Origin of the sequence: Lysinibacillus sp. NPDC056220, assembly GCF_049315265.1 — a bacterium.
Classification (GTDB): Bacteria; Bacillota; Bacilli; order Bacillales_A; family Planococcaceae; genus Lysinibacillus; species Lysinibacillus pinottii.
Window position 1 is genome coordinate 487,301 of sequence record NZ_JBMOXD010000003.1, and the last position, 20,770, is coordinate 508,070.

Consider the following 20,770-nt stretch of genomic DNA (forward strand, 5'->3'; position numbering starts at 1 on the left):
GGACATATCGTTACAGTTTAAATCGTCGTATTAGACTATTTAATTGCTCGGCCATCTCTGCTAAATACTCGGAACTATGTTTAATTTCCTCCATAGAGCTAGCGGCCTGTTCGATGGTGGCTGATGTTTCCTGTATGCCTGCCGCTGACTGTTCAGAAATAGCAGCCATTTCGTCTACGGATTTATTAATCGTGTCAGTATTGTGAACGACATCATCTAGCTCGGAGGACGTTTGTTCAATATTTGTAGCAATGGCCTCTATTGCGTCAGCAATATGATGAAACGTTGCATTAGTAGTCGTAATTTGCCTTGTCCCTTTCTCTACTTCGCCATAGCCTTGTTCAAGAGAAGCGGTCACTCTATTGGAATCATCCTGAATGTTTCGCACAATATTCGTTATATCTCCTACAGAAAATGACACTTGCTCAGCCAACTTTCGTACCTCATCGGCAACTACAGCAAACCCTTTTCCTTGTTCTCCCGCTCGGGCTGCTTCAATCGCTGCATTCAATGCTAGTAAATTCGTTTGTGAGGCAATGGATTGAATGACAGTGACAAGCTTAGAAATTTCTTGTGTTTGCTTGCTTAATCCATCAACCTGGTCTACCGCATCCTTCACAATACGTTGAATTGCTCCCATCTGCTTCGTAGAGGAGGACATTAAATCACGTCCTTCTTTTGCTAAAGCTTTGACATCCTGAGAATAGTGCTGGACGTCTTTATTGCTTTGATGAACGGCAGTTACTTTTCCAGCAAAATCGTTCATGGAGGTAGCAATAGCTGTCGTATGACTGGCCAGCTCTTCCGTTCCACCTGCAATTTCTGTCATCGTATTGACGATTTGCTCGGTGCCTGTCTTTACTTCAGTTGTAGATTGCAATAGCTCCTCACTCTGGGTAGCTACATCATTTGATACCGTTTGAATATGCTGTAATAAGCGATTTAATATATCCGCCATCGTATTGGTTGCCGCCATGAGTTGGCCCACTTCATCTTTTGATTGAATCTTTAATGGGGGACCGCTTAAATCGCCATTCGTCATTTGTTGCAGCCGCTCCGTCAATGTAATAATGGGTCTTGATATACCACGAGCACTCAGTAACTCAACAATAATTGCAATGACAAAGATGAGTATACCTACGACGATGCCAATTAGCTGCTTATTTTGGCCGGCAACCATCACGTCGGCTCCTACCTCATTAATAGCTTGCTTGCGTTGTTTGGCTAGATCTTCATAGCCTTCACGAATGGTCGTTGCTGTTACATCCATTTTCGTCATGTTTTGGATAGCGAGCTTTGCGTTGCCCTGGTCATAAATAGCAAATACTTGTTGTTCAATATAGCGATTCCATTCCTTCGCCATTTCTGCAAGTTTGCTGAAATCTTCAGAGCTTGTTAAGGCTAATCGCTGTTTTTCATTACTCGCCGCGCGCGCTACATTATCTTGAAAAATAGTTTTATACTTTTCATTGCCAGACAATATATAGCCTCTAGCCGCAGCTATTCTTAAATCAATGGTTTGCGCTTGCTCGTAATCTATAGTCAATAATTGTAATTCTTGCGAAACCATTTGTTCTGTCGCATTGTTACTTTGCTGAATGGCAAAATAATTGTACACGATATATAACGCCATTATTGTAATGACAATGCTAAAGGAAAAAACAATTCTTCTACTAATTGTTTTGAATGACATGTGCAAAAACTCCTTATTTTCCGAATCTATTCCATAAAAAGTAATCTACCATTTTAACAGAAAGATTGGTGACTTTAGGAATTTTTGCTATATTTCCAGAAATAACTTAGTCTTTTTTGTGTATTTTATAGCATCTTTCGACATGAGTAATTTGTCCTAATCAATCCCAAGCATGAAACATTACATCTCCAATAGTTTGACTTTTGAAGTAGGCAATGTTCTTCCATTCCATAGGAGATAAACTATGCAAGGCTCGGTCCTTTTCCAGTAAAGTATTCAGCGTTACCGCTTCCAAACATTTTCGCATAGGAAAATATTTGTGAAGCTGAGGCCTCGATAAAAAGGTAAAGCTAAGTTCTTTATCCGAATTTGCAAAAGCAATATATGGCATCCACCGATGGTGAAGAATGGTCAGCGTCTTTCCATCTAATTCCACTACTGCTTGCATATAGACAAAATGCGGTTGATCGATAAAATGTCGTACTTTCGCTCGCTGTTCACTTGTTGCTAAATGATATACCATCGATTGAAACATGCGCATATCCTGTTCGATTAAATGGTCGGCATCAAAGCCGGTAATTCCTTTCGTTAATCGCATCCAATCACTCCTTCATGTTTGTCACTCTATAGACCTTCTATTTCGAATAGTCATACTCCTCCCAGCATACTTACTTTGTTTCGTGAGAAGAAAAGAGTATTTTTAGCAGTCCTACTATTAATTAGTAAAATAATTATCGAAAACTAAATTGGTTTCTTGTTTTTGTATTACTCATCATTTAGCGAAACAGGAAATTATTGTATTTATTGTGTATAATTGAAATAAAAGTGAGGTGAGGATTTGTCAAATCTTCAATTTTTAATGCTGATGTTTATTTTATTGATGGGGATTGTTAGTTTAATTAAGGTTTATCAGATTAAGCAAGAGTCCATCATCAAGCTAAAGGAGCTCGAAGTGGAACTTGAAAAAATTAAGTTGGAAAGAGAAAAATAAAAACGCACCCCTAAGTTTTGGGGTGCGACGATTTGATTTAGCCTACTAGTTCTTGATATTCTGGATGCTTTTCGAACTCTGCTTTTGCGAACGGACATAATGGGATAACTTGTAGTTTTTCTTTTTTCGCATATTCAACAGCTGCTTTGACCAATTGCTGTCCAACATTTTGGCCCCTTAGATGTTCGGCTACATGTGTATGGTCGAGAATGATTCGACTATCTCCTACACGTACAAAATGCACCTCTGCTTCACTATTATCCTCGTTTCCGATATAAAATGATTGGTGACCCTGTTTAATTTCCATGGTATGATGCTCCTTTTATCTTTTATATTTTAATGCGCCACTTGGACATCGATTGATAACTTCTACTACATTTTTGACAGCTGCTTGATCCGGTGCGATCCAAGGCTTTGCTTTAACATTAAACACCTCTGGCAAGCCCTTTACACATTCAGCTGCATGCTGACACATGTCTTTATCGAAAAAAACTGTTATCTCTTCTCCTCTATACTCACGGTAACCCATACCTAACACACCCCTCATTTTTCTTTTTTCATTACCCCAAATGATGGTCTAATAATCCATCAAATAGTATATTTTTCTTTAGCGATATATACAGCTAGACCTACATCTAAAATGTTTATTATTCAATTGGTGTTAATCTTTCTTCAATTTTTAAATTAGGGCTTGTCAAATCGCGAAAACATTCTTGTGTTTGTCTTGAGATATGTTACGAATTTATATATCTCGAATTAACTTATCTCTAATTCGAGATAATGATAACATAATTTACTATTGGTCGTCAATCTCCCTACCAGTAAGCTCTTCACTATAAAAAACTCATGATTTCCTGAAGGATTTCATCCTGCTCACGACCTAAAGTCATTAAATGCTTGGAGTTTTCAAAGCCCCTTTTGTGTTTCCTAGCAGAATGAACACGCTGATAGATTGTGTCAGCACTATACGCGTATAAGTCCTCGTCTCTTTTGCCGTAGAAAATAGCAATTGGAATCGTGATTTTCTCAAGCTGCTGCATCGTTTCTATAATAAAATGCTGAAATGCAATCATCGCGTCCAATGGCATATCACTAAACGGCTTCATCTCATCTGTAACTTGAGACGCTGATTTACCCTCGATATGTTTATAATTATAAGCATAGTCAATGATTCTTTGTTTTAGTTGTGCTGGCTCCTTATTAATCGGTACCGATAAGACAATGATTTGCTGTAGCTTTTTTAATTGTGCAAGTTTCAATGTAAATATACCACCGATGGATAAGCCGATAACGGAAATTGTTTGATAGCCTTCATCCAGCAAAAATTGGTGCGCTTTCAACACATCCTGCCACCAGTCCTCAACTTCGTACTGTACTAACAGTTCTGGCTTCTGGCCGTGTCCTCTGTATAGAGGTACATAACATGTATAGCCCTTTTCGTGTAGCTTCGTCGCCACTTTCTTCATATCTCTTGTATGGCTTGTGAAGGAATGTAAAAGTAATACCGCGTGTTCATTTCCTTTCAAGTATATTTCTTTAGCCGGTAAAATAGTAAGCACAACATCAGAACCTTTCTTCACGTTCATCATAATAGAAGGTAGCCTCTTTAAGGCTACCTTCTTGTTGTATTTATAGCATAATGGAATGACATATGCCACTAATCTTGGCGTGCCCTATTTTATCATGCCGAATAAGCATAATGTTAGGCTCCCACAAATAATACAGCCTGTCCAATGGCAATAAAAAAGGCTTCATGCTGAATAGGACTGTTATCTTCAATTTGAAGTGTAATGTCAAAATGGGTTTCGCAGAAAGTCGCTTGCCAACGTGCGATCGGCTCCTCATTCCATGTAAAGATCGACCAGTCTTCCATTTCTTTACTGAGCTTAATTTGCTGCTCTCCATCTGTAATAACTAAATCAGGAATCATTATTTGCCAACCGTCATAGGCAATCATATAGTCCTTCCCCGTCACAAAATCCTTGCCTCGGAAATGTACACGACCACGTCGAGATACCTTTTTACAACTAAATAGTGGCTGACCAGTATGATCTTGGACGTCAAAACGTACAAAATAACGGAAGTCCATCGTCTTATCAAATACTTTTTTTAGAGCATTAGAATAAACACGTTGAACCGTTGATGATGTCTCTCCTGATTCATTTAAAATCGATACCACCTCTGTAGAATCAATTTCCATTGGCTGTTTATATGTATAGGTTTTCAATCGACTCGCTCCTTCAAAACAATTGCTTCCTTAAAACTAACATAAAACAAGCACCCAATTCAAAGAATGTAAGCGTCAGATTGTGCAGTATCATACATTTACCTTTCTCAAGTTCAAATGCTTCCTGTTCAATGCTTAGCATCATCTTATAACATACAAAAGTAGACTACCGCTTTACTAGTAGTCTACTGCATTTTCTTTATTTATCTAATTTAAACGTAATATCTCCTAAGCCTATTTCTGATTTGATTTCCAGTACAACATCCGCCTTATCATATGCTTCATTGACATAGACACCTTTGCCCTTCGAAATGAGACCCTCAATATTGGATGAACCTATGCCCTTTTCTGTTGTTAATTTGACACCAACCTTTGAAGGGACAATGACTGTCGTTTGACCTACCCCAGTTTCAATACTTGCATTAAAGCTTTTTTTCCAATCGCCACCTAAATTGACAGTGAGATCACCGACACCCGCTTCAATATCTAGTTTTTCTAGCTGCAGTCCCTGTAAATCAAGATTGGCTAAGGAAGCCCCAGTTTCTACCGTCAAATCCATCGGGATATCGTCATTTAATTGGATGTCCCAAGTATTTTTAATATTGGAGATGCCTAGCTTCGTCGAGCCTTTATGTTTTATTTCTACTTCCCCTGTATCGCCACTTACATCATAATTAACTTGAGGGGCTAGCTTCTTAATATTATAGTCCGCTTTGCCCTCAACCCACTCCTTGGCGCCACCAGTTAGATTCATTTCGCCGACACCTAAATCAATAGCTACCTCTAATGTCTTGGCTTTATCCTTTTCTACTAAAATGGTTTCTTCTTGCATTTTGCTCGGCAAAAACGAAAAGCACCCTGATAAGACGAAAACTGATGTGCCCAATACGACACCTAACCCAACTAATTTCTTCAATTTAATTTCCTCCCGCTATATATTCTACCAATAATTTCATTATATAGGAGTGGAACATATAAAATACGACCTTGCGCTTGAAATTCATCTAAGACCTGAGACGTAGTCGTTACGATAAGTGCGGAAAATCACCACCCTCTAGCAATGCTTTTAGATTAGCAAGAGGCGCATCATAGCCCTGCATATTGAAGCTAACTGTTGTGCCATTGTCCTTTACTGCTAACGATATCGCGATGACCGTTTCTGGAACTTCCAAGTAAAATGAAAAAATCTCCTGTTTTTTGACCTGCTGAATCGTTAACTGCATTGGCAATGGATCTGCTAGCTGATTATGGTCATTAGGCATTAAAGTAAAGATCATCTTTTCTCCTGCAGCTAGTTTAGGGATGTTCCAAGTAGAGCCTGGCGCATACCATTGAGAGAGGTATTGCTCCTCGGTTACTGCTTGCCATACATTTTCTATTGCTGCATGAATCCAAATTGAGCTACACATCCGCAACACACCCATTTCCTATTTTTCCATTATTTTACCGAACTTTGTGATGAGAGGCTACTATTGGTTGTTCTCGATAAATAAAACGCTCCCACAATAACCATCATAGCTACTATATCCAATGCCATCTGATGACTTGAAAATATGGAAACGAGTAAACCGTAGATAGACGGAGCCAAAACAATAAAGAATTGATTGATCGTTAAAGCGGCACTCACAGTAAGCCCCACAGATTGAGGATCGGACTGCTCCGTTACACTCGCTATATATAAGGAATACCAGCCAAGGGCGAAAAAGCCCATTACACCGCAAAATAAAATCATTAAGCTCTTAGCATGTAAAACAACAGGCATACAAGCGACCATTACAAATGTGGCAAGCATAACGATGATTAGTAAGTGCTCGCGCTTCTGAGCAAAGTATCGGTCACTCAGCCAAGCAAGAGCAATTCTTCCTACCATTCCTCCAAGCAAGACCAAACTCAAATACTTCCCTGCTGCTGTTAATGAATAGCCACCCTCCTGATGTAAATAACTCATCAAATGGGCGATGAGGATCATCTGTAAGGACATCATCACAATGCCCACAAAAAAAATGGGATAGAGTGCTCGATTGTCTTTAATAGCCTTCATCTTTTCTTTAAACGGTATCGGTGTTGCTACAGAAGATTTATGCTGTTTTGGCTCCTGATACATCAATAAAAATAATAAACCGCCACCGATTGCTACGAAACCTTGTGCCCCATGCACAGCTGTCAGATGGATGTGATGATATAAATAGGTAAGTATGAAGGAAGCGAGAGCCCCTCCGATGGGAATTCCCGTTTGGCGAATTCCAATCGCTAAACCTCGATGCTCGTTAGGAAACCATTTTACGATGGCTGTACTACCTCCTGTTTGGGCACTACCGTACCAAAAACCAACAACTATTAATACGACTAGCAATGTCGTATAATGATTCACAGGAATTAAGAGGAACGTACAGAGGCCCAGTAAAATAGAGCCCCATCCAATCAGCCGTTTTTCTCCTTTTTTATCCATGAGATAGCCAAAGAAAAGCATCGAGAAAATCGGTCCAATATTCACGGCAGAAACAATTAATCCTGTTTGGAATGACGTTAAGTGCCATTCCATTTGATAAAAGGCGGCGACGGGCCCCATCCCGTATGTGACAAAGGTTGAAGCCGTTTGCGAAAGCGTAGCCACCAGTAAAATGATCCATTTGTAATAGGTATGCATGTAAATCCTCCATAGCTATATACCGCTTTATTTGTGCAGTATCATTTAGATATCTTGAGTTTACGTTGACAGCTAGCATTCGTAAAATGGAGGAAAATGATAGCGGCTATCAAAAAATTTAATAGGTGTGTGACAAATAACATGAACATTGACGACATTGCCATCAAAATTGAGCTATTAGAAAGGCAAAATTTAAGTAAGTCTGCTGAAATCACCAACTATACACAATCGGCTCTAACCTCGAAGGTAAAGAAGATGGAAAGTGAAATTGGACAGGAAATCTTTAAACGAACACCTCAAGGCTTAAAGCTAACAGACGTCGGTGACCACTATTTACACTTTTTAAAGCAGGTGGCCCAACAATATGATGAATTTTTACAAACGGTTGGCTTTACGCAAGCACATATTCAATTTGGAACCTCCCATACGACGATTAAATTATATGGTGCGTCCATCATGAATGCGCTACAAACCAGTCATAGTCCTATTGATGTGGATTTCTTGGTGGAATCGAGTACATCGTTAAATCACAAAGTACATCAGGCGGAGCTAGACTGTGCATTAACGAGTAATCCATTGAAGCATTATGCTGATTTACACTATGATTTAATGACAACAGAAACCTTCGAAGTCATTTCGAGTCCTTCACATGTCATCGATTTTGACCAGCAAACGCCTGTGACACTCCTAGTCTTAAGTAAAGGCTGTATGTATTCGAAGGCATTAGCTGAATGGCTTACTCACAAAGAAGTCCCTTTTACGATGAAGGAAATTAAATCCGTAAGTAGTATTCTTGATTTTCTAGAAATCGAGCATACATTGGCCGTGTTAAATACGAGGTTACTAGCACTCTATCCATGTCCGGACCTGCACTTTTATGAAATGGAGACACTTAACAAGGTCATTGAGACTGTCTTCATTTATAAAAAGGAAAACCATAAGCATTCTTCTATACTGCAATTAAAGCAGGTCGTAGAATCCTTGCTTGAAAAGAAGTAACTAAGTAATCGATAGCTCAAATTGCTGTTTATGCGAATATTTTAAAAAGCCTATATTATTCAAGCAGACTGCACTATAATAGGTTTGATATTATTAATCTTGTAAATACATAGGAGTACATCATGTTTTATTACATCTCATTGTTTTTAGCAGTATTTGCTTTATCTACATCAGCTATTTTTGTGAAGCTTGCTGATGCCCCGCCGGCTATTACGGCTTTTTATCGACTATTTTTTGCGATGCTTGTACTCCTTCCCTTTTTAGTAGCTCAAAAGGGGCTACGACAAGAACTAGTTAACCTGTCTAAAAAACAGTGGGGACTGGGCATTCTATCAGGTCTATTTTTGTCCTGTCATTATGTTTTATGGTTCGAATCCTTAAACTACACATCAGTGGCCAGTTCCACAGTTATTGTCACGTTACAGCCATTATTCTCTTTAATAGGTAGCTATTTTTTATTTAAAGAGCGTTTTTCAAAAGGCGCTATTGTTGGCTGTTTGGTAGCGATCATTGGCTGTTTCATTATCGGCTGGCAGGATTTTCAAATTAGTGGACAAGCTCTTTATGGCGATATTCTAGCTTTTATTGCGGCTGGCATTATTACAGCCTACTTTTTCATCGGGCAATCTGTACGGAAGGATTTATCACTTATCACCTATTCGATTATCGGATATGGCAGTAGCTCAATCTTTTTAGCCATTTATGCGCTCTTTATGCAGGAACCGTTTTTCGACTACCCCGCATCCACATGGTGGTCCCTATTAGGACTGGCTGTAATTGCAACGATTTTTGGGCAAACGGTATTTAATTGGCTATTGAAATGGCTAAGTACAACAGTCATCTCTATGAGTATTTTAGGAGAAACTATTGGCACATGTATTTTAGCTTATTTTATTTTAGATGAAATGATTTCCGTGCAACAAGGGATTGGCATATTCGTCATTTTACTAGGACTTGCCCTCTTTTTACTCCAACAACGAAAGTCGGCATAATAGAAAAACAACGGCACATGATGTCCGTTGTTTTTTTATGACGGAGTAAAGCGAAAGGTCGTACCCTCCTCGGTGGATTGTAAAGAGACTACAATGTTCAAGGTTCTAGCAATATCTTGGATAATTTTCATTCCAAGTCCGCTCTGTTCGACGTCAGAATGGAAGCCGATGCCATCATCAGACATCCATACTTCGCCTCCTTTAATCGTCACCACAAGTTTGGTTGCTTGGGCATGCTTTAACGTATTTTGGAAGACATTATCAAATAAACGTTGTAACCATAGTTCATTACTTGTCCAGATTGCCTCTGCATCCTTTGGATAAAAATGAAGAGCAATATTTTGCATGCTGTATAAATAACTCCATTTCCTAATCATAATCTCCAATAGTAAAGCTGGCCGAACTTCTTCCTGAACGACAAAGGAATTTTCGCTCGTATCAAAAGACTGGTATGGCAATTCATTCGTTAAATTCGCGATATACTGAATTTGTTCATTTAACGATTCCACCAGTTTTGGCTGCTCTTGTAGTTGATCTTCTAAATAAAACAATTGCAAACGAATCGCTGTCAAAGGGGTATGGATGTCATGTCTCAATTTTTGGAGTAGCTCTTTTTGGAGCTCCTGCTGTTGTGCTAACTCTAATTCCCGATAAGTCGTGCGCTCAATTAAAAGATTGACAGAATGAATTAACTGCCCTAATTCATCCTCACTGCTTACCGTTAACGTATCGGGTATCCGTTCATTACTCGCGAGTTCCCGGATTGTTTGATTGAGCATGGTAATTCTAGCTAATAATGAATGAATGGATGTGGAAAATAGTAAGGCAAGAATCCCTAAAGACAGTACAAATGCAAGAAGCATAACAGGATATGCAAAGGATTCATGGAATGGGATGCCATTATTTTTCGTTTTAAAAGCCTTGTTATAAAGTATGGACATAAACACACTAATACCTAATAAAACGACGGGCACACTCCCAATTGCTACAAATAAAAGGGTTCTATATTTAGTTTTTAACGTCATTTCTTAAATGGGTATTTAGACGATACCCTTCTCCATATATATTTTGTACAATCATGCCTGTTGAATCATCCAACTTTGTCCGAATCTTTTTTATGTAGACATTAAGAATATTATGATTACGATCATCCAACGGCCATAAATAATCAAAAAAGTGTTCCTTTGTTAAAACTCTGTCACGGTTATCAAATAAATAAAAGAAAATTTTTCGTTCTATTGCCGTTAATGAAATTTCGTTTTGAAGATGTTGATGAAATACTTTTCGATGCTCTCCGTCAATGAGTAAATGCTGTATTTGTGTAAACGTTCCATATTGTTGCACTAGCATTTTTTGGATTCTCAATAATAGCTCCCTTGGATCAAACGGCTTTGTCAAATAATCTTCACCAACGGTTAAACCTTCTAGTTTGCTTTCAATATCACTACGTGCCGATAGAAAAATGATAGGAATATTTAAGCCTAGTTGTTTAATATTTCTGCTTAATTGGTAGCCATCCTCTCCTGGTAGCATAATGTCCATAATGACTAAATCTACATCATGAATGAGCCTCATTACATCTCTGCCATCTGTTTTCCACACGGCCTCATAGCCTTCACGTTGCATTATTTTTTGAAGTAAATCACCAATCATGTGATCATCTTCTACAATTAAAATTCGAAATCCTTTCATGTTAACGACCTCTCTCATCAGCATTCGTTTTCATAAAATCCATCGCTAGTTGATAGATTGCATCTGGTTGATACAGGTATATACTATGGGTGCCACTTACCTCTTTCACTACGGCATGAGTGAATTGCTTCGCAAAGTCTGCGTAATCCTGCCGGTTTTGCTCTGTATATTTTGAATGTACATTTTCCTTGGAAATAGCATCCACGATTAACATTGGGGTTTCTTGCGGCAATGGAAGCTGTTCTGATTGTAAACTATTTTCATAGACGTGTAACAGCTCATTTTTCATATCTTCATTAAAAAATTGCTTAAAGGACAACGCCTGATAGATTTCCTTTTCCTCAGTCGTTAAAAAGGACATGTTCAGAACTTGTGGATTATATACCTGTGATGGCACTAGGCGGTGTAAACCAACGCTAGTAGCTAGACTTACCCCCTTCACCATCCATCTATCGAAGGTGCTCATTTTATGCTTTACATATTGACTAGGTAAGCCAATATCCAGAGCGATAATCCCCTTCACTTCTTCTGGGTATTTTTGTGCCCAGTAAATCGCTTCAAGTCCTGAAATAGAGTGAGGAACAAGAATATAGGGCGGCTGGAGCCCGCTTGCCAGAAGAGCCTCCCTTGTTTGCATAAGAATGATATCAATAGCTCTTTCATCATGGGCAATTTCACTAAAGCCATAGCCTGCTCGGTCCACTACAGCAATTTGATGGTGCTGCGAAAACTTACTATAAAGCCCCTTTAACTCATAAACAGGGGCTGCAATGCCTGACCCTGCCATAAAAACATACGTATCCTCCCCAGCCCCCTCCCGATAGACATTCATGCTCTGACCATCAATATTTACCATCATGCCTTTATTACGTAAAATGGCCTCCTCCTTTTGGGTCAAACTATAGTGGTACATACTGACGGCTACGATACCGATCGATACGATGAACACCAAATAAATAAACATTTTCTTTATGATATTTTTCATACGCCTCTCCTCTCCGTTGATACTTGTAAGGATACATGCGAAAAATAAATATCTCATTAAATTTTATTAACCTATTTGCTAGGTAAGTTGAAATTCTTGTCTATGAACACAAAAAAGCTGCCTACATCATGTGGCAGCTTTCTTTGAGTCATTCATTTGGATAGGTTTTCTGTAAAAAGGCGATAGACTGTTGAATAAGAGCCTTTAAAATAGTGTCTTCAACATCAGCGAGTTTATTAATATAAACGCAAGCTTTCCCTGTTGTGTGTTTACCAAACTGCTGTAATAGCTGCTCTCGCTCACGATCACCTGGTGCAAAGTATAAACTAATTTTTGCCTTGCGAGGGGAGAATCCGACAAGTGGTGCATCGCCTTCATGGCCTGTTTGGTATTTGTAATGATAATGACCAAACCCAATAATACTTGGTCCCCACATTTTAGCCTCGTAGCCAGAGACCTCCGTAAAAATATCCAGTAGTCGATAGGCATCTTCCCGTTTTTTTGGATGATCGACACTTTCAATAAATTCAATGACACTTGCATCGGTTTCTTTCGTCTTTAATTCATACATGTGTATCCCTCGCCTTCACAAAATTGCATTGTTCATCCCTATTATTCCCTATTCTGCCTGCTCTAACAATAGCTTTTGTTGGAGTTGACGATACATCCCTTGTTGTTCCATCAACGCTTGATTATTGCCTTGTTCAATAATTACGCCCTGCTGTATAACGAGAATTTTATCCGCATTCTCAATGGTTTTCAAACGATGGGCGATGACAAAGCTGGTGCGACCCTGCATTAAATGCTGTAAGCCCTTTTGAATATCGACTTCCGTTTGCGTATCCACACTGGATGTCGCTTCATCTAAAATTAAAATATCCGCGTTCTCCAAAATAGCACGGGCAATAGCAATGAGCTGGCGTTGTCCCTGACTTAAATTAGCGCCACCCGCTTGAACAGGCGTATCGTATTGTATAGGTAAATATTTTATAAAATGATGGGCATTCGCAATTTTTGCTGCTTCCACAACCTCAGCATCCGTCGCATCCAACTTTCCAAAGCGAATGTTATCACGAATTGTGCCAGAGAACAAATAGGTATCCTGTAAAACCACACCTACCCTTTGGCGAATCGTAGACATTTTATAGTGTTCAATATTGTGCCCATCTATTAAAATTTCACCCTGATCCACGTCATAAAAACGTGTTAGTAAATTAATAATGGTTGTTTTCCCTGAGCCAGTAGGCCCAACAAGAGCTATCGTTTCTCCTGCCCTTACGTGGAAGTTAATGTTTTGGAGAATGGGCTTCCCTTGCTCATAGCTAAACGATACTTGCTTGAAATCGACATCTCCTTTTAAGGACGGAGCCTCAATAGCCTCAGGTCGATCAGCTACCTCTGATGGTTCATCTACTATTTCAAATACACGCTCTGCTCCAGCAATAGCCGACTGAAAGGTGTTTAAAAGGTTTGATAATTGATTGAGCGGGCGAAAAAATTGCCTTGTATAGGTGACAAATGCAGCGATAATACCAACTGTTACATACCCTTTCACCGCTAAAAGAGCTCCTGTCCCGATCACTATCGCGAGGCCAAGGTTATTCATAAAGTTATTAATAGGTCCTAATAAGCCTGATGTAATCTCTGCGCGTAGTGCGGATTTTCGCAAGTTTTCATTTTGCTGATGGAACGTGTCAATGGATTGCTGTTCCTTGCCAAATAGCGTGAGTACCTCTGCACCTGTCATCATTTCCTCAATATAGCCATTCAGCTTACCAAGATCTCGTTGACGCGCCGCATAATTTTTACTGCTGCGCTTGATAATTTGCTTAGTAGTGAAAACGATAAGCGGAATAATGATTAAGGTAACAATCGCTAATGGCCAGCTTAATGTGAACATGGCAATACTAACACCCACGACCGTTAAGATGGATGATACAATTTGCGTCACACTCTGAGCAAGCGCTGTATTTAAATTATCGATATCATTTGTGACACGACTCATTAAATCACCGAGCGCACGCTGGTCAAAAAATCTTAATGTGAGCGTTTGTAGCTTTTGAAACAGCTCTAGACGCAATGTCCGAATCGTTTTCATCGCCACATGAATCATGACATAGGTTTGCAGCCATGTCAGAATCGATGCTACCGTAAAAATCACAGCTAATACGATTCCTAGTCGGATGGTCCCATCTATATCTTTTTTCATAATGTAATCATCAATGATATGGCCTATCAAATAGGGTCCCGCCAAGCTTAAAAAAGTGGAAGCGATCACCAAGAAGATCGAAAAATACAGTCCTATTTTTTGCTGTTTGACATAGTGCCAAACTCTTGTCAGTGTTGCCTTTTGATTTTTCGCTCTTTCAGCTGGCCCACCTATACGAGGCCCTCGCCCAAAATTCATTTGCTTTGCTTGATGTTGACTCATTCTTCTTCACCAGCCTTTTGCTGTGACGCGTAAATTGCTTGGTAATGTACATTGTTTTGAAGTAGCTGTTGATGCGTCCCTTGCCCAACCATCTCGCCATCCTCTAAGACAACTATGATATCTGCCTGCTGTATCGAGGCAATTTTTGATGCTACAATCAATGTCGTCGTGTCTTGAAAATGCGCAGCAATGGCCTGCTGCACATGTTTTTCTGAAGCACTATCAAGGGCTGAGGTCGTATCATCCAGCACGAGAATAGCTGGCTTTCGAACGAATGCTCGGCTTAAAGCTAAGCGTTGCTTTTGCCCACCTGAGAGATTCGTTGCTCCCTGTGACAACTCATGTGCTAAGCCCTTATCAAGGCGCTCCACAAATTCGCTGGCACAGGCAGCATCTAATGCCTGTTGTATTTCCTCTGCCGTTGCCCGTTCGTTACCAAGGCGTATATTTTTTTCAATCGTCCCAGAAAACAATAAGGCCTTTTGTGAGGTAAATCCTATATGGTCCCGTAACGTGGATAAAGAATATGCTAAAAGGGGTTTACCATCTATGTAAATAGCTCCTCCTGTTGGATCGAATAAGCGCGGTAAAAGCTTTACAAGTGTTGATTTACCGCTACCTGTTTTCCCAATAATACCAACTGTTTGCCCCGGTTTCACAGAAAACGAAATGTTTTTAAGAACATCCTCTGCTGTATCATAGTAACGATAACTCACATGGTCAAATTCAATGGCCCCTTTTATCGAATCTGTCCTTGCAAGTTCTGCCTCTTTCACGGCAATATCCATATTTAAGACATCCACAATTCGTTCTCCTGAAGGCAATGCACGCGCAATTTGCATCAGCACCATACTGGAAGACATTAAGCCATTTAAGATAATGGTTAAGTAGTTGATAAATGCGAGAATAACCCCAACCTTTAATGTACCTGCCTCAACCTTAACGGCACCAAGCCAAAGTGCCGCGACAATCCCAATGTTAACGACGAACATGGTAAATGGCACAAGCACCCCTACAATTTGTTCTGCAGTGATGAAACGTTTTGTCAGCCCATCATTTAGCTCACTAAATTGGGATACCTGTTGGGTTTCCCGACGAAAGGCTTTAACGACACGGATACCCGCTAAATTTTCCTGTAGCTTCGTATTCACCGCATCAATAGCCTCTTGTACGCGACGATACAGCAGACCCGAATACTTCGTGAAAAAATACATAGCCACAATCAAAATCGGCACAATAATAAGAAGTATGGAAAAAAGTTCCCGTGCTGTTACAAACACGATAATGACTGCCCCGATAAAGAGTAGCGGCCCACGCACAAAAATACGCAGCGTCATCATAAACGCGCGTTGAAGGCTTTCAACATCGCTCGTTAAAATGGTAATTAGCTTGCCAGTCGTAAAGGCATCCCGTTCTTTAGCTGAATACGTCATCATTTTCTGATAGAGAGCTTGCCGAACATCCGAAGCAAAATGAATCGCAGCCTTCGAGCTATAATACGAGCAACCAACCCCACCAACAAGCCCAAGTACTGCACTTGCTAGCATCCACACAAACATACTCAGCACATAAGCATGATCACCATTGACAATCCCTGTATCAATCATATGCTGCATAATGGTCGGCTGAATTAAATCCATTGTCACCTCCAGCACCATTAAAAGAGGAGCTATAAAGGTGAAAAATTTATAGGGCTCCAAATACTGCCCTAGCTGTTTTATTGCCTGCATACATTCGTCTCCGTTCTATTTAAATCCCACTCGTTCCTCATTATAACTGAAAACCATTCCCATTTGACAATATTTTTTCGAGACTCGTAATAGTTGAGATTTAACTAAATGAGGAGATATCGTCGAGCATATGGCTGATATCCATCCAAATAAAAAGCCCCCATGCCTATACAAAGGGCACTGAAAAAGTCCATATCTTTTTTCATTTGGCACTGTGACTCTATTGTTGTTTTCCGAAGCATTCCGCTCGCTTTCCGCGGGCGAGCGCCGAGTCTCCTCCTACGCTTCGCTTCGTGCGGGGTCTCGTCTGTCTCGCTTTCCCGCAGGAGTCGAGCGATGCTTCTGCAAACAACGCAATGTATCATACTATTATTTTAGTCACACTTTCCTTTATCATAAAAGAATGAATATGTAGGTGGAGCCCCAATGATTTCAAATTAGGAAACCCTTAATTTAAGTCCATACATGGCAATCTATGATATTGTTGTGCCAAAAGATAACATGCTTCGCCAGGTCAATGAACTTGTTGAATTTTCATTTTTTTTAGAAGAGCTAAAAACAAAATATTGTTTAGATAATGGACGTAATACCATTCCTCCAATTCGCATGTTTAAGTACTTATTATTAAAAGCGATTAATGATGTATCAGACGTCGACCTAGTAGAGCGCTCAAAGTATGATATGTCATTTGGATATGGCAACAGAAGATCCAGTGAGACAGAAATAAGGCACTTCCTGTTCAAAATTGAACAAGAAGTGCCTTATTTTTATCTGAAAAAGGTTCGCTTTTATGAAAACATAAATTTTTCAGTGCCCTCGTCTATTCATGAAGGTCGCTTTAAATAATTCTTGTACCGCTCGTTGGATTATTTTCAAAGCAGTCGTTTTACTCAGCACTTATCCGCAGTTTCTCAAAATTTCTTTGGAAAAATTGATGTGCCAACTGCTCTTTTTCTGGATCCATACCAAGTAAAATCACTGTACTTGGTCCTGCTGATTTGGTCATATCATGTGAACATTCAACTAATTGCTGGCCAAAAAGACGCGCACACTCACCCTGAAGTCCCTTAGATCCGACAGGCCACACTTGCTGAACGATTTCTGCCAGCCATGCCTGATAAATAGGTTGCAACTGCGCCACATCATCAGGCTGTGCTAATAGTTCCTCGCCAACAAGTGGTAAGCCGTATGTGTACCAACTAAGCTGTTCAAGGTCCCATGCTTTTCGCTGTTGTATTTCCCCAAGCATAGTAATTGCTAGACCAGACTGTAAAGTTGGCATATTGGATTCCGAACTGCCTGCAATGACTGGACAGGGAAGGCCTGTTTCCTCGAACACTTGCTGAATGCCTCTTTCATAGCGTGACCATGCAGCATCCCCTGAAAAATTAGCGAGTAAAATTTGAATAGGAAGTGCCTGTGCAGCCAGCTGCTCTAAAAATGTCACACGGGCTGTCATATAGGCTGTCAATTGATCGGAAGCTGGCACAATATCTTGTGGCTTCTCCCCAATGGCCGCCGCATTATCCATTGTCGCAATAAACGCGCCCACTTTCATAGCATTTCTCACTAAACGCGACCTGCCTTACGCACAAAAACCTTCGAAAGAATGGGCATGACCACAGCTACAATGATTAAATTTATAGCCGTTGCGATGAAAATACTCCCTAGAGCACCCCAGAAAAAGGCAGGACTAATAATAAAATAAAATGGAAGTGGTGCCACGATGCCGTTCAATACAAGGGCAACTGGCCATTTCCAAAAATGCATACCTTTTTTATGCATGATTCCAAAAATCCAAACAACAATAAACATCTCTACTGCAATAATTACATGGAGTGGACCAAGTGGGAAGCCAGCCGTTAATGCGCTAATAAAATGACCAATGAATCCACCTATCCCAGCTAATAATGGCGATAAAAAGACAACACCTAAAAAGGCAGGTGCCGAATCCAGTGCTGCAGTCGAAATAAATGCGGGTACTTTAATGGCGGCTCCTACTGCACAAATGGCTGCTACCATAGCCGTTAGTATCCATGTCATTAATGTTTGTCGATCCATTGCATTTCCTCTTTTCCGTTAGTATGTTGATCTCATTTGAGTTGCTCGCCAATCCCGTACCAAATACGTACGACTTGCTCTGCTTCAGCAAATAATGCCTGGTATAAGCGACCACACGTATCACGTAATAAACGAGCTTGTTTTTCCATCGGTACAACACCGCGGCCCATATCTGTCACAATAAGTACCAGCGAACAATGTTGGGCAAGGGCTGTTAATTTAGTGAGGACGGATTGTACCACGACCTCATCTTCCTCAAGGTTTTGTGTCATAAGCCATTTTTCCACATGTTTAATGACAAGGATTTCACAGGCTGGTGCAACATCCGGTAGATCGCCTTCGACAAGTACCACATCGTGCTGTTCATATAAACGCATCACATAATCGGTTTTTCCGTTATAGGCGCCTCCGATAAAAACATGCATCTAGCTCCCTCCTCCCAAGCCTTTCTAGTAAAAGTTAAATGAAATTGGTGATCATGTGGCACTTGGTATGACCAAAAAGGCTGCTCTGTTGGCGCATAAGCAACGAGTAAGGCACGAATCACTCCGCCATGAACGACTAAGAAATAATGATCCTCCATCTTCGGCAAATCATTGAAGCCTTCCACAACTCGTGCCACAAAATCATCAAAAGCCTCTCCCTGTGGCGGTGGGAAGTGAATAGGATCATCCAACCATGCACGGTAACGAGCATCCTTTTTTAAATCCTCATAGGTTTTCCCTTCAAATTCACCAAAATTTGATTCTCGTAAGCGAGCATCTGCATAATAGCTAGCATTTGGGAAATAATGGGCAGCCGTGGTGCGACAGCGTTGTAAATCACTGCCATATACCGTTTCGATAGATGCATCCACGACAGAGAGCTTGGAGGTATCAGCTAATGGTGCATCCGTCCATCCCAGATAACGCTTTTCTAAATTGGCCTTTGTCGGCGCATGCCGCATTAAGCACACAGTAACAATGTCACCCATAATACAACCTCCATCCCTTCAATAGATGCACCTAGTAAATCTCCCGAGACACCACCAAAATTACGCAATGTAAATTGGCGAAAAATAACAAGCGCAAGCGCTAAAACGAGGACTAATATAATTGGGAGCATCGAGAACTTTGTGATGATCAGCACAACCGGCATGGCCAATAAAAGGAACAGCAGCATCATTATTTTTAATAGTTTCGCGTGTAGATGAGACTGAAAGAAAAAGGCAAGCCCTTTTTCCTTTGAACAGTTAAGTGACATAAAATAAAAGCTCATGCCAACCCTTGTTAAAAAAGGAATGAATACGACCATCCATAATGCAAATTTATGTTGCACAAAAAGCTCATGTAGAACAACAAATTTTCCAAATAACAAAAATAGTATGGATAGCACTCCGAAAGCACCTACCCGAGGATCATCTAAAATCTCAAGTCGTTTGTCCCGATCTCGATAAGAAAAATACGCATCCCCCATGTCAATAAAGCCATCCAAATGTAAACCGCCTGTCCATAAAGCAAACAGCCCGATGACGATAAAGGCGAGCATGACCTCGCTACTGGCTGTCCATTGTGTAAGACTGTAAAGGACTCCAGCTACAGTTGTCCCCATCAAGGCACCTATCCATGGCAAGCAAGCAAACATACCTGTAATCGTTGACCTTTTTAGAGGTAATTCCTTATGTACTGGCAAAACCGTAAAAAATTGAAATGCCAACAGTAGGCTATACCAAACATTTTTCATTGTCTTGCCTTCCTTTTCCCTTATTTCCATCTCTTTAAGATACCATAATTCATTTCAAACGCTTCTTGAGCCATCACAACAAACCATTGATGAAATTGTCCTAAAGTTCTTCGATACAGCTCCACCTCTTCACTTTGATAAGGAGGTTCATCAAACAGCTCATTTGACACCACTAATAATGTCACGTTCTTCGTTAGCAGAGAAAGGATGGCCTGTTTAACAGTGTGTAGCTTGGATGCTAAACAGTCAGGCTTCGTTAAACATGGCGCTCCACTTTCATAGCCTTCATAAAACGCATTAGTGAGCCAAGTAGTGACGCAATCCCATAGCACCACATCCCCATCCTTGAGTGTCTCAAATACGGGCGCGATGTTATAAGGGGCCTCTACTGTTATCCATTGCATGGGCTGAGCTAGTCGATCAGCTTGATGGCGATCAATTCGCTTCTTCATTTCATCATCTAAAGCAATACCAGAGGCAATATACATTAACCGTTTTTCTGTACTAGGCTGCGTTTGGTAATACTGTATGGCGGCTTGTTCTGCAAAATGAGATTTGCCACTACGCACACCACCTGTAATAAAAACGAGGGGCATTTGT

24 protein-coding genes and 1 pseudogene are annotated in these 20,770 nt (G+C 40.3%); 4 read left to right on the plus strand and 21 right to left on the minus strand.

The window, feature by feature from the left end; genetic code table 11:
• Positions 1-10: 10 nt before the first annotated feature.
• Both ACOZBY_RS12580 and ACOZBY_RS12585 read right to left on the minus strand, forming a co-directional pair.
• On the minus strand, positions 11-1,693 hold the full coding sequence (locus ACOZBY_RS12580) for a methyl-accepting chemotaxis protein (protein WP_012294112.1): 1,683 nt from the start codon (positions 1,691-1,693) through the stop codon (positions 11-13).
• A 160-nt stretch (positions 1,694-1,853) separates the two neighbouring features.
• Positions 1,854-2,291 carry a hypothetical protein gene (locus tag ACOZBY_RS12585; protein ID WP_012294111.1) on the minus strand — a complete coding sequence of 146 codons (438 nt, stop codon included), beginning with the start codon at positions 2,289-2,291 and terminating at the stop codon, positions 1,854-1,856.
• A 240-nt stretch (positions 2,292-2,531) separates the two neighbouring features.
• Between ACOZBY_RS12585 and ACOZBY_RS12590 the strand changes: the two genes are divergently transcribed.
• The gene (locus ACOZBY_RS12590) at positions 2,532-2,684 is read left to right on the plus strand and encodes a hypothetical protein (RefSeq protein ID WP_155273022.1); all 153 of its coding nucleotides are present in this window, start codon (positions 2,532-2,534) and stop codon (positions 2,682-2,684) included.
• 37 nt (positions 2,685-2,721) lie between these two features.
• Here ACOZBY_RS12590 and ACOZBY_RS12595 read toward each other — a convergent pair whose 3' ends face one another.
• The 7 genes from ACOZBY_RS12595 to ACOZBY_RS12625 form a co-directional block, all read right to left on the minus strand.
• Positions 2,722-2,991, minus strand: a complete 270-nt coding sequence (locus ACOZBY_RS12595; protein ID WP_012294109.1) for a GNAT family N-acetyltransferase — start codon at positions 2,989-2,991, stop codon at positions 2,722-2,724.
• 15 nt (positions 2,992-3,006) lie between these two features.
• The gene (locus tag ACOZBY_RS12600; RefSeq protein WP_343225176.1) at positions 3,007-3,213 is read right to left on the minus strand and encodes a (4Fe-4S)-binding protein; all 207 of its coding nucleotides are present in this window, start codon (positions 3,211-3,213) and stop codon (positions 3,007-3,009) included.
• Between the two features lie 304 nt (positions 3,214-3,517).
• Entirely contained in the window at positions 3,518-4,273 is a 756-nt protein-coding gene (locus ACOZBY_RS12605) for an alpha/beta hydrolase (RefSeq protein WP_206700880.1), read from the minus strand.
• A gap of 113 nt (positions 4,274-4,386) precedes the next feature.
• Positions 4,387-4,911 (minus strand): tubby C-terminal domain-like protein, encoded by a 525-nt coding sequence (locus ACOZBY_RS12610; protein ID WP_422762431.1) that lies wholly within the window; start codon positions 4,909-4,911, stop codon positions 4,387-4,389.
• Between the two features lie 199 nt (positions 4,912-5,110).
• Positions 5,111-5,827 carry a toast rack family protein gene (locus tag ACOZBY_RS12615; protein ID WP_036161404.1) on the minus strand — a complete coding sequence of 239 codons (717 nt, stop codon included), beginning with the start codon at positions 5,825-5,827 and terminating at the stop codon, positions 5,111-5,113.
• Between the two features lie 109 nt (positions 5,828-5,936).
• Positions 5,937-6,320, minus strand: coding sequence for an SRPBCC family protein (locus tag ACOZBY_RS12620; RefSeq protein ID WP_422762432.1), 384 nt, complete (start codon positions 6,318-6,320; stop codon positions 5,937-5,939).
• Between the two features lie 29 nt (positions 6,321-6,349).
• Positions 6,350-7,558, minus strand: coding sequence for an MFS transporter (locus ACOZBY_RS12625; protein WP_099805225.1), 1,209 nt, complete (start codon positions 7,556-7,558; stop codon positions 6,350-6,352).
• Positions 7,559-7,699: 141 nt separating this feature from the next.
• Here ACOZBY_RS12625 and ACOZBY_RS12630 point away from each other — a divergent pair, with 141 nt between their 5' ends.
• Both ACOZBY_RS12630 and ACOZBY_RS12635 read left to right on the plus strand, forming a co-directional pair.
• Positions 7,700-8,557, plus strand: coding sequence for a LysR family transcriptional regulator (locus ACOZBY_RS12630; protein WP_036215761.1), 858 nt, complete (start codon positions 7,700-7,702; stop codon positions 8,555-8,557).
• Positions 8,558-8,679: 122 nt separating this feature from the next.
• Positions 8,680-9,549: a DMT family transporter gene (locus tag ACOZBY_RS12635; RefSeq protein WP_012294100.1), complete on the plus strand. Its 870-nt coding sequence runs from the start codon at positions 8,680-8,682 to the stop codon at positions 9,547-9,549.
• Between the two features lie 35 nt (positions 9,550-9,584).
• Here the strand turns inward: ACOZBY_RS12635 and ACOZBY_RS12640 are convergent, their stop codons facing one another.
• The 6 genes from ACOZBY_RS12640 to ACOZBY_RS12665 form a co-directional block, all read right to left on the minus strand.
• Positions 9,585-10,574, minus strand: coding sequence for a sensor histidine kinase (locus tag ACOZBY_RS12640; protein ID WP_422762433.1), 990 nt, complete (start codon positions 10,572-10,574; stop codon positions 9,585-9,587).
• Positions 10,558-11,241, minus strand: a complete 684-nt coding sequence (locus ACOZBY_RS12645; protein ID WP_012294098.1) for a response regulator transcription factor — start codon at positions 11,239-11,241, stop codon at positions 10,558-10,560. The genes ACOZBY_RS12640 and ACOZBY_RS12645 overlap by 17 nt, the downstream gene beginning before the upstream one ends.
• A 1-nt stretch (position 11,242) precedes the next feature.
• Positions 11,243-12,226 carry an alpha/beta fold hydrolase gene (locus ACOZBY_RS12650; protein ID WP_422762434.1) on the minus strand — a complete coding sequence of 328 codons (984 nt, stop codon included), beginning with the start codon at positions 12,224-12,226 and terminating at the stop codon, positions 11,243-11,245.
• Positions 12,227-12,374: 148 nt separating this feature from the next.
• Positions 12,375-12,797 (minus strand): DUF1801 domain-containing protein, encoded by a 423-nt coding sequence (locus tag ACOZBY_RS12655; protein WP_422762435.1) that lies wholly within the window; start codon positions 12,795-12,797, stop codon positions 12,375-12,377.
• A 48-nt stretch (positions 12,798-12,845) separates the two neighbouring features.
• Complete coding sequence (locus ACOZBY_RS12660; RefSeq protein WP_422762436.1) at positions 12,846-14,657, minus strand: ABC transporter ATP-binding protein; 1,812 nt, start codon at positions 14,655-14,657, stop codon at positions 12,846-12,848.
• A complete protein-coding gene (locus ACOZBY_RS12665) occupies positions 14,654-16,387 on the minus strand; it encodes an ABC transporter ATP-binding protein (protein WP_031419879.1) in 1,734 nt (577 codons plus the stop codon). The genes ACOZBY_RS12660 and ACOZBY_RS12665 overlap by 4 nt, the downstream gene beginning before the upstream one ends.
• A 465-nt stretch (positions 16,388-16,852) precedes the next feature.
• Between ACOZBY_RS12665 and ACOZBY_RS12670 the strand changes: the two are divergent.
• Positions 16,853-17,083, plus strand: a pseudogene (locus ACOZBY_RS12670) (transposase); the annotation flags it as partial.
• A gap of 190 nt (positions 17,084-17,273) precedes the next feature.
• Here the strand turns inward: ACOZBY_RS12670 and ACOZBY_RS12675 are convergent.
• Genes ACOZBY_RS12675 through ACOZBY_RS12700 form a run of 6 tightly spaced genes read right to left on the minus strand, consistent with a single transcriptional unit; the run spans position 17,274 to position 20,766 of the window.
• Positions 17,274-17,957 carry a hypothetical protein gene (locus ACOZBY_RS12675; protein ID WP_036161398.1) on the minus strand — a complete coding sequence of 228 codons (684 nt, stop codon included), beginning with the start codon at positions 17,955-17,957 and terminating at the stop codon, positions 17,274-17,276.
• Positions 17,957-18,448, minus strand: a complete 492-nt coding sequence (locus tag ACOZBY_RS12680) for an ECF transporter S component (RefSeq protein WP_012294090.1) — start codon at positions 18,446-18,448, stop codon at positions 17,957-17,959. Before ACOZBY_RS12680 ends, ACOZBY_RS12675 begins: the two co-directional genes overlap by 1 nt.
• A gap of 32 nt (positions 18,449-18,480) precedes the next feature.
• Positions 18,481-18,873: a bifunctional adenosylcobinamide kinase/adenosylcobinamide-phosphate guanylyltransferase gene (locus ACOZBY_RS12685; RefSeq protein WP_031419843.1), complete on the minus strand. Its 393-nt coding sequence runs from the start codon at positions 18,871-18,873 to the stop codon at positions 18,481-18,483.
• The gene (locus ACOZBY_RS12690; protein ID WP_197149475.1) at positions 18,825-19,421 is read right to left on the minus strand and encodes a histidine phosphatase family protein; all 597 of its coding nucleotides are present in this window, start codon (positions 19,419-19,421) and stop codon (positions 18,825-18,827) included. Before ACOZBY_RS12690 ends, ACOZBY_RS12685 begins: the two co-directional genes overlap by 49 nt.
• Positions 19,394-20,170: an adenosylcobinamide-GDP ribazoletransferase gene (cobS, locus tag ACOZBY_RS12695; RefSeq protein WP_031419841.1), complete on the minus strand. Its 777-nt coding sequence runs from the start codon at positions 20,168-20,170 to the stop codon at positions 19,394-19,396. Before cobS ends, ACOZBY_RS12690 begins: the two co-directional genes overlap by 28 nt.
• A 20-nt stretch (positions 20,171-20,190) precedes the next feature.
• Positions 20,191-20,766 (minus strand): bifunctional adenosylcobinamide kinase/adenosylcobinamide-phosphate guanylyltransferase, encoded by a 576-nt coding sequence (locus ACOZBY_RS12700; RefSeq protein WP_325882206.1) that lies wholly within the window; start codon positions 20,764-20,766, stop codon positions 20,191-20,193.
• Positions 20,767-20,770: the final 4 nt, after the last annotated feature.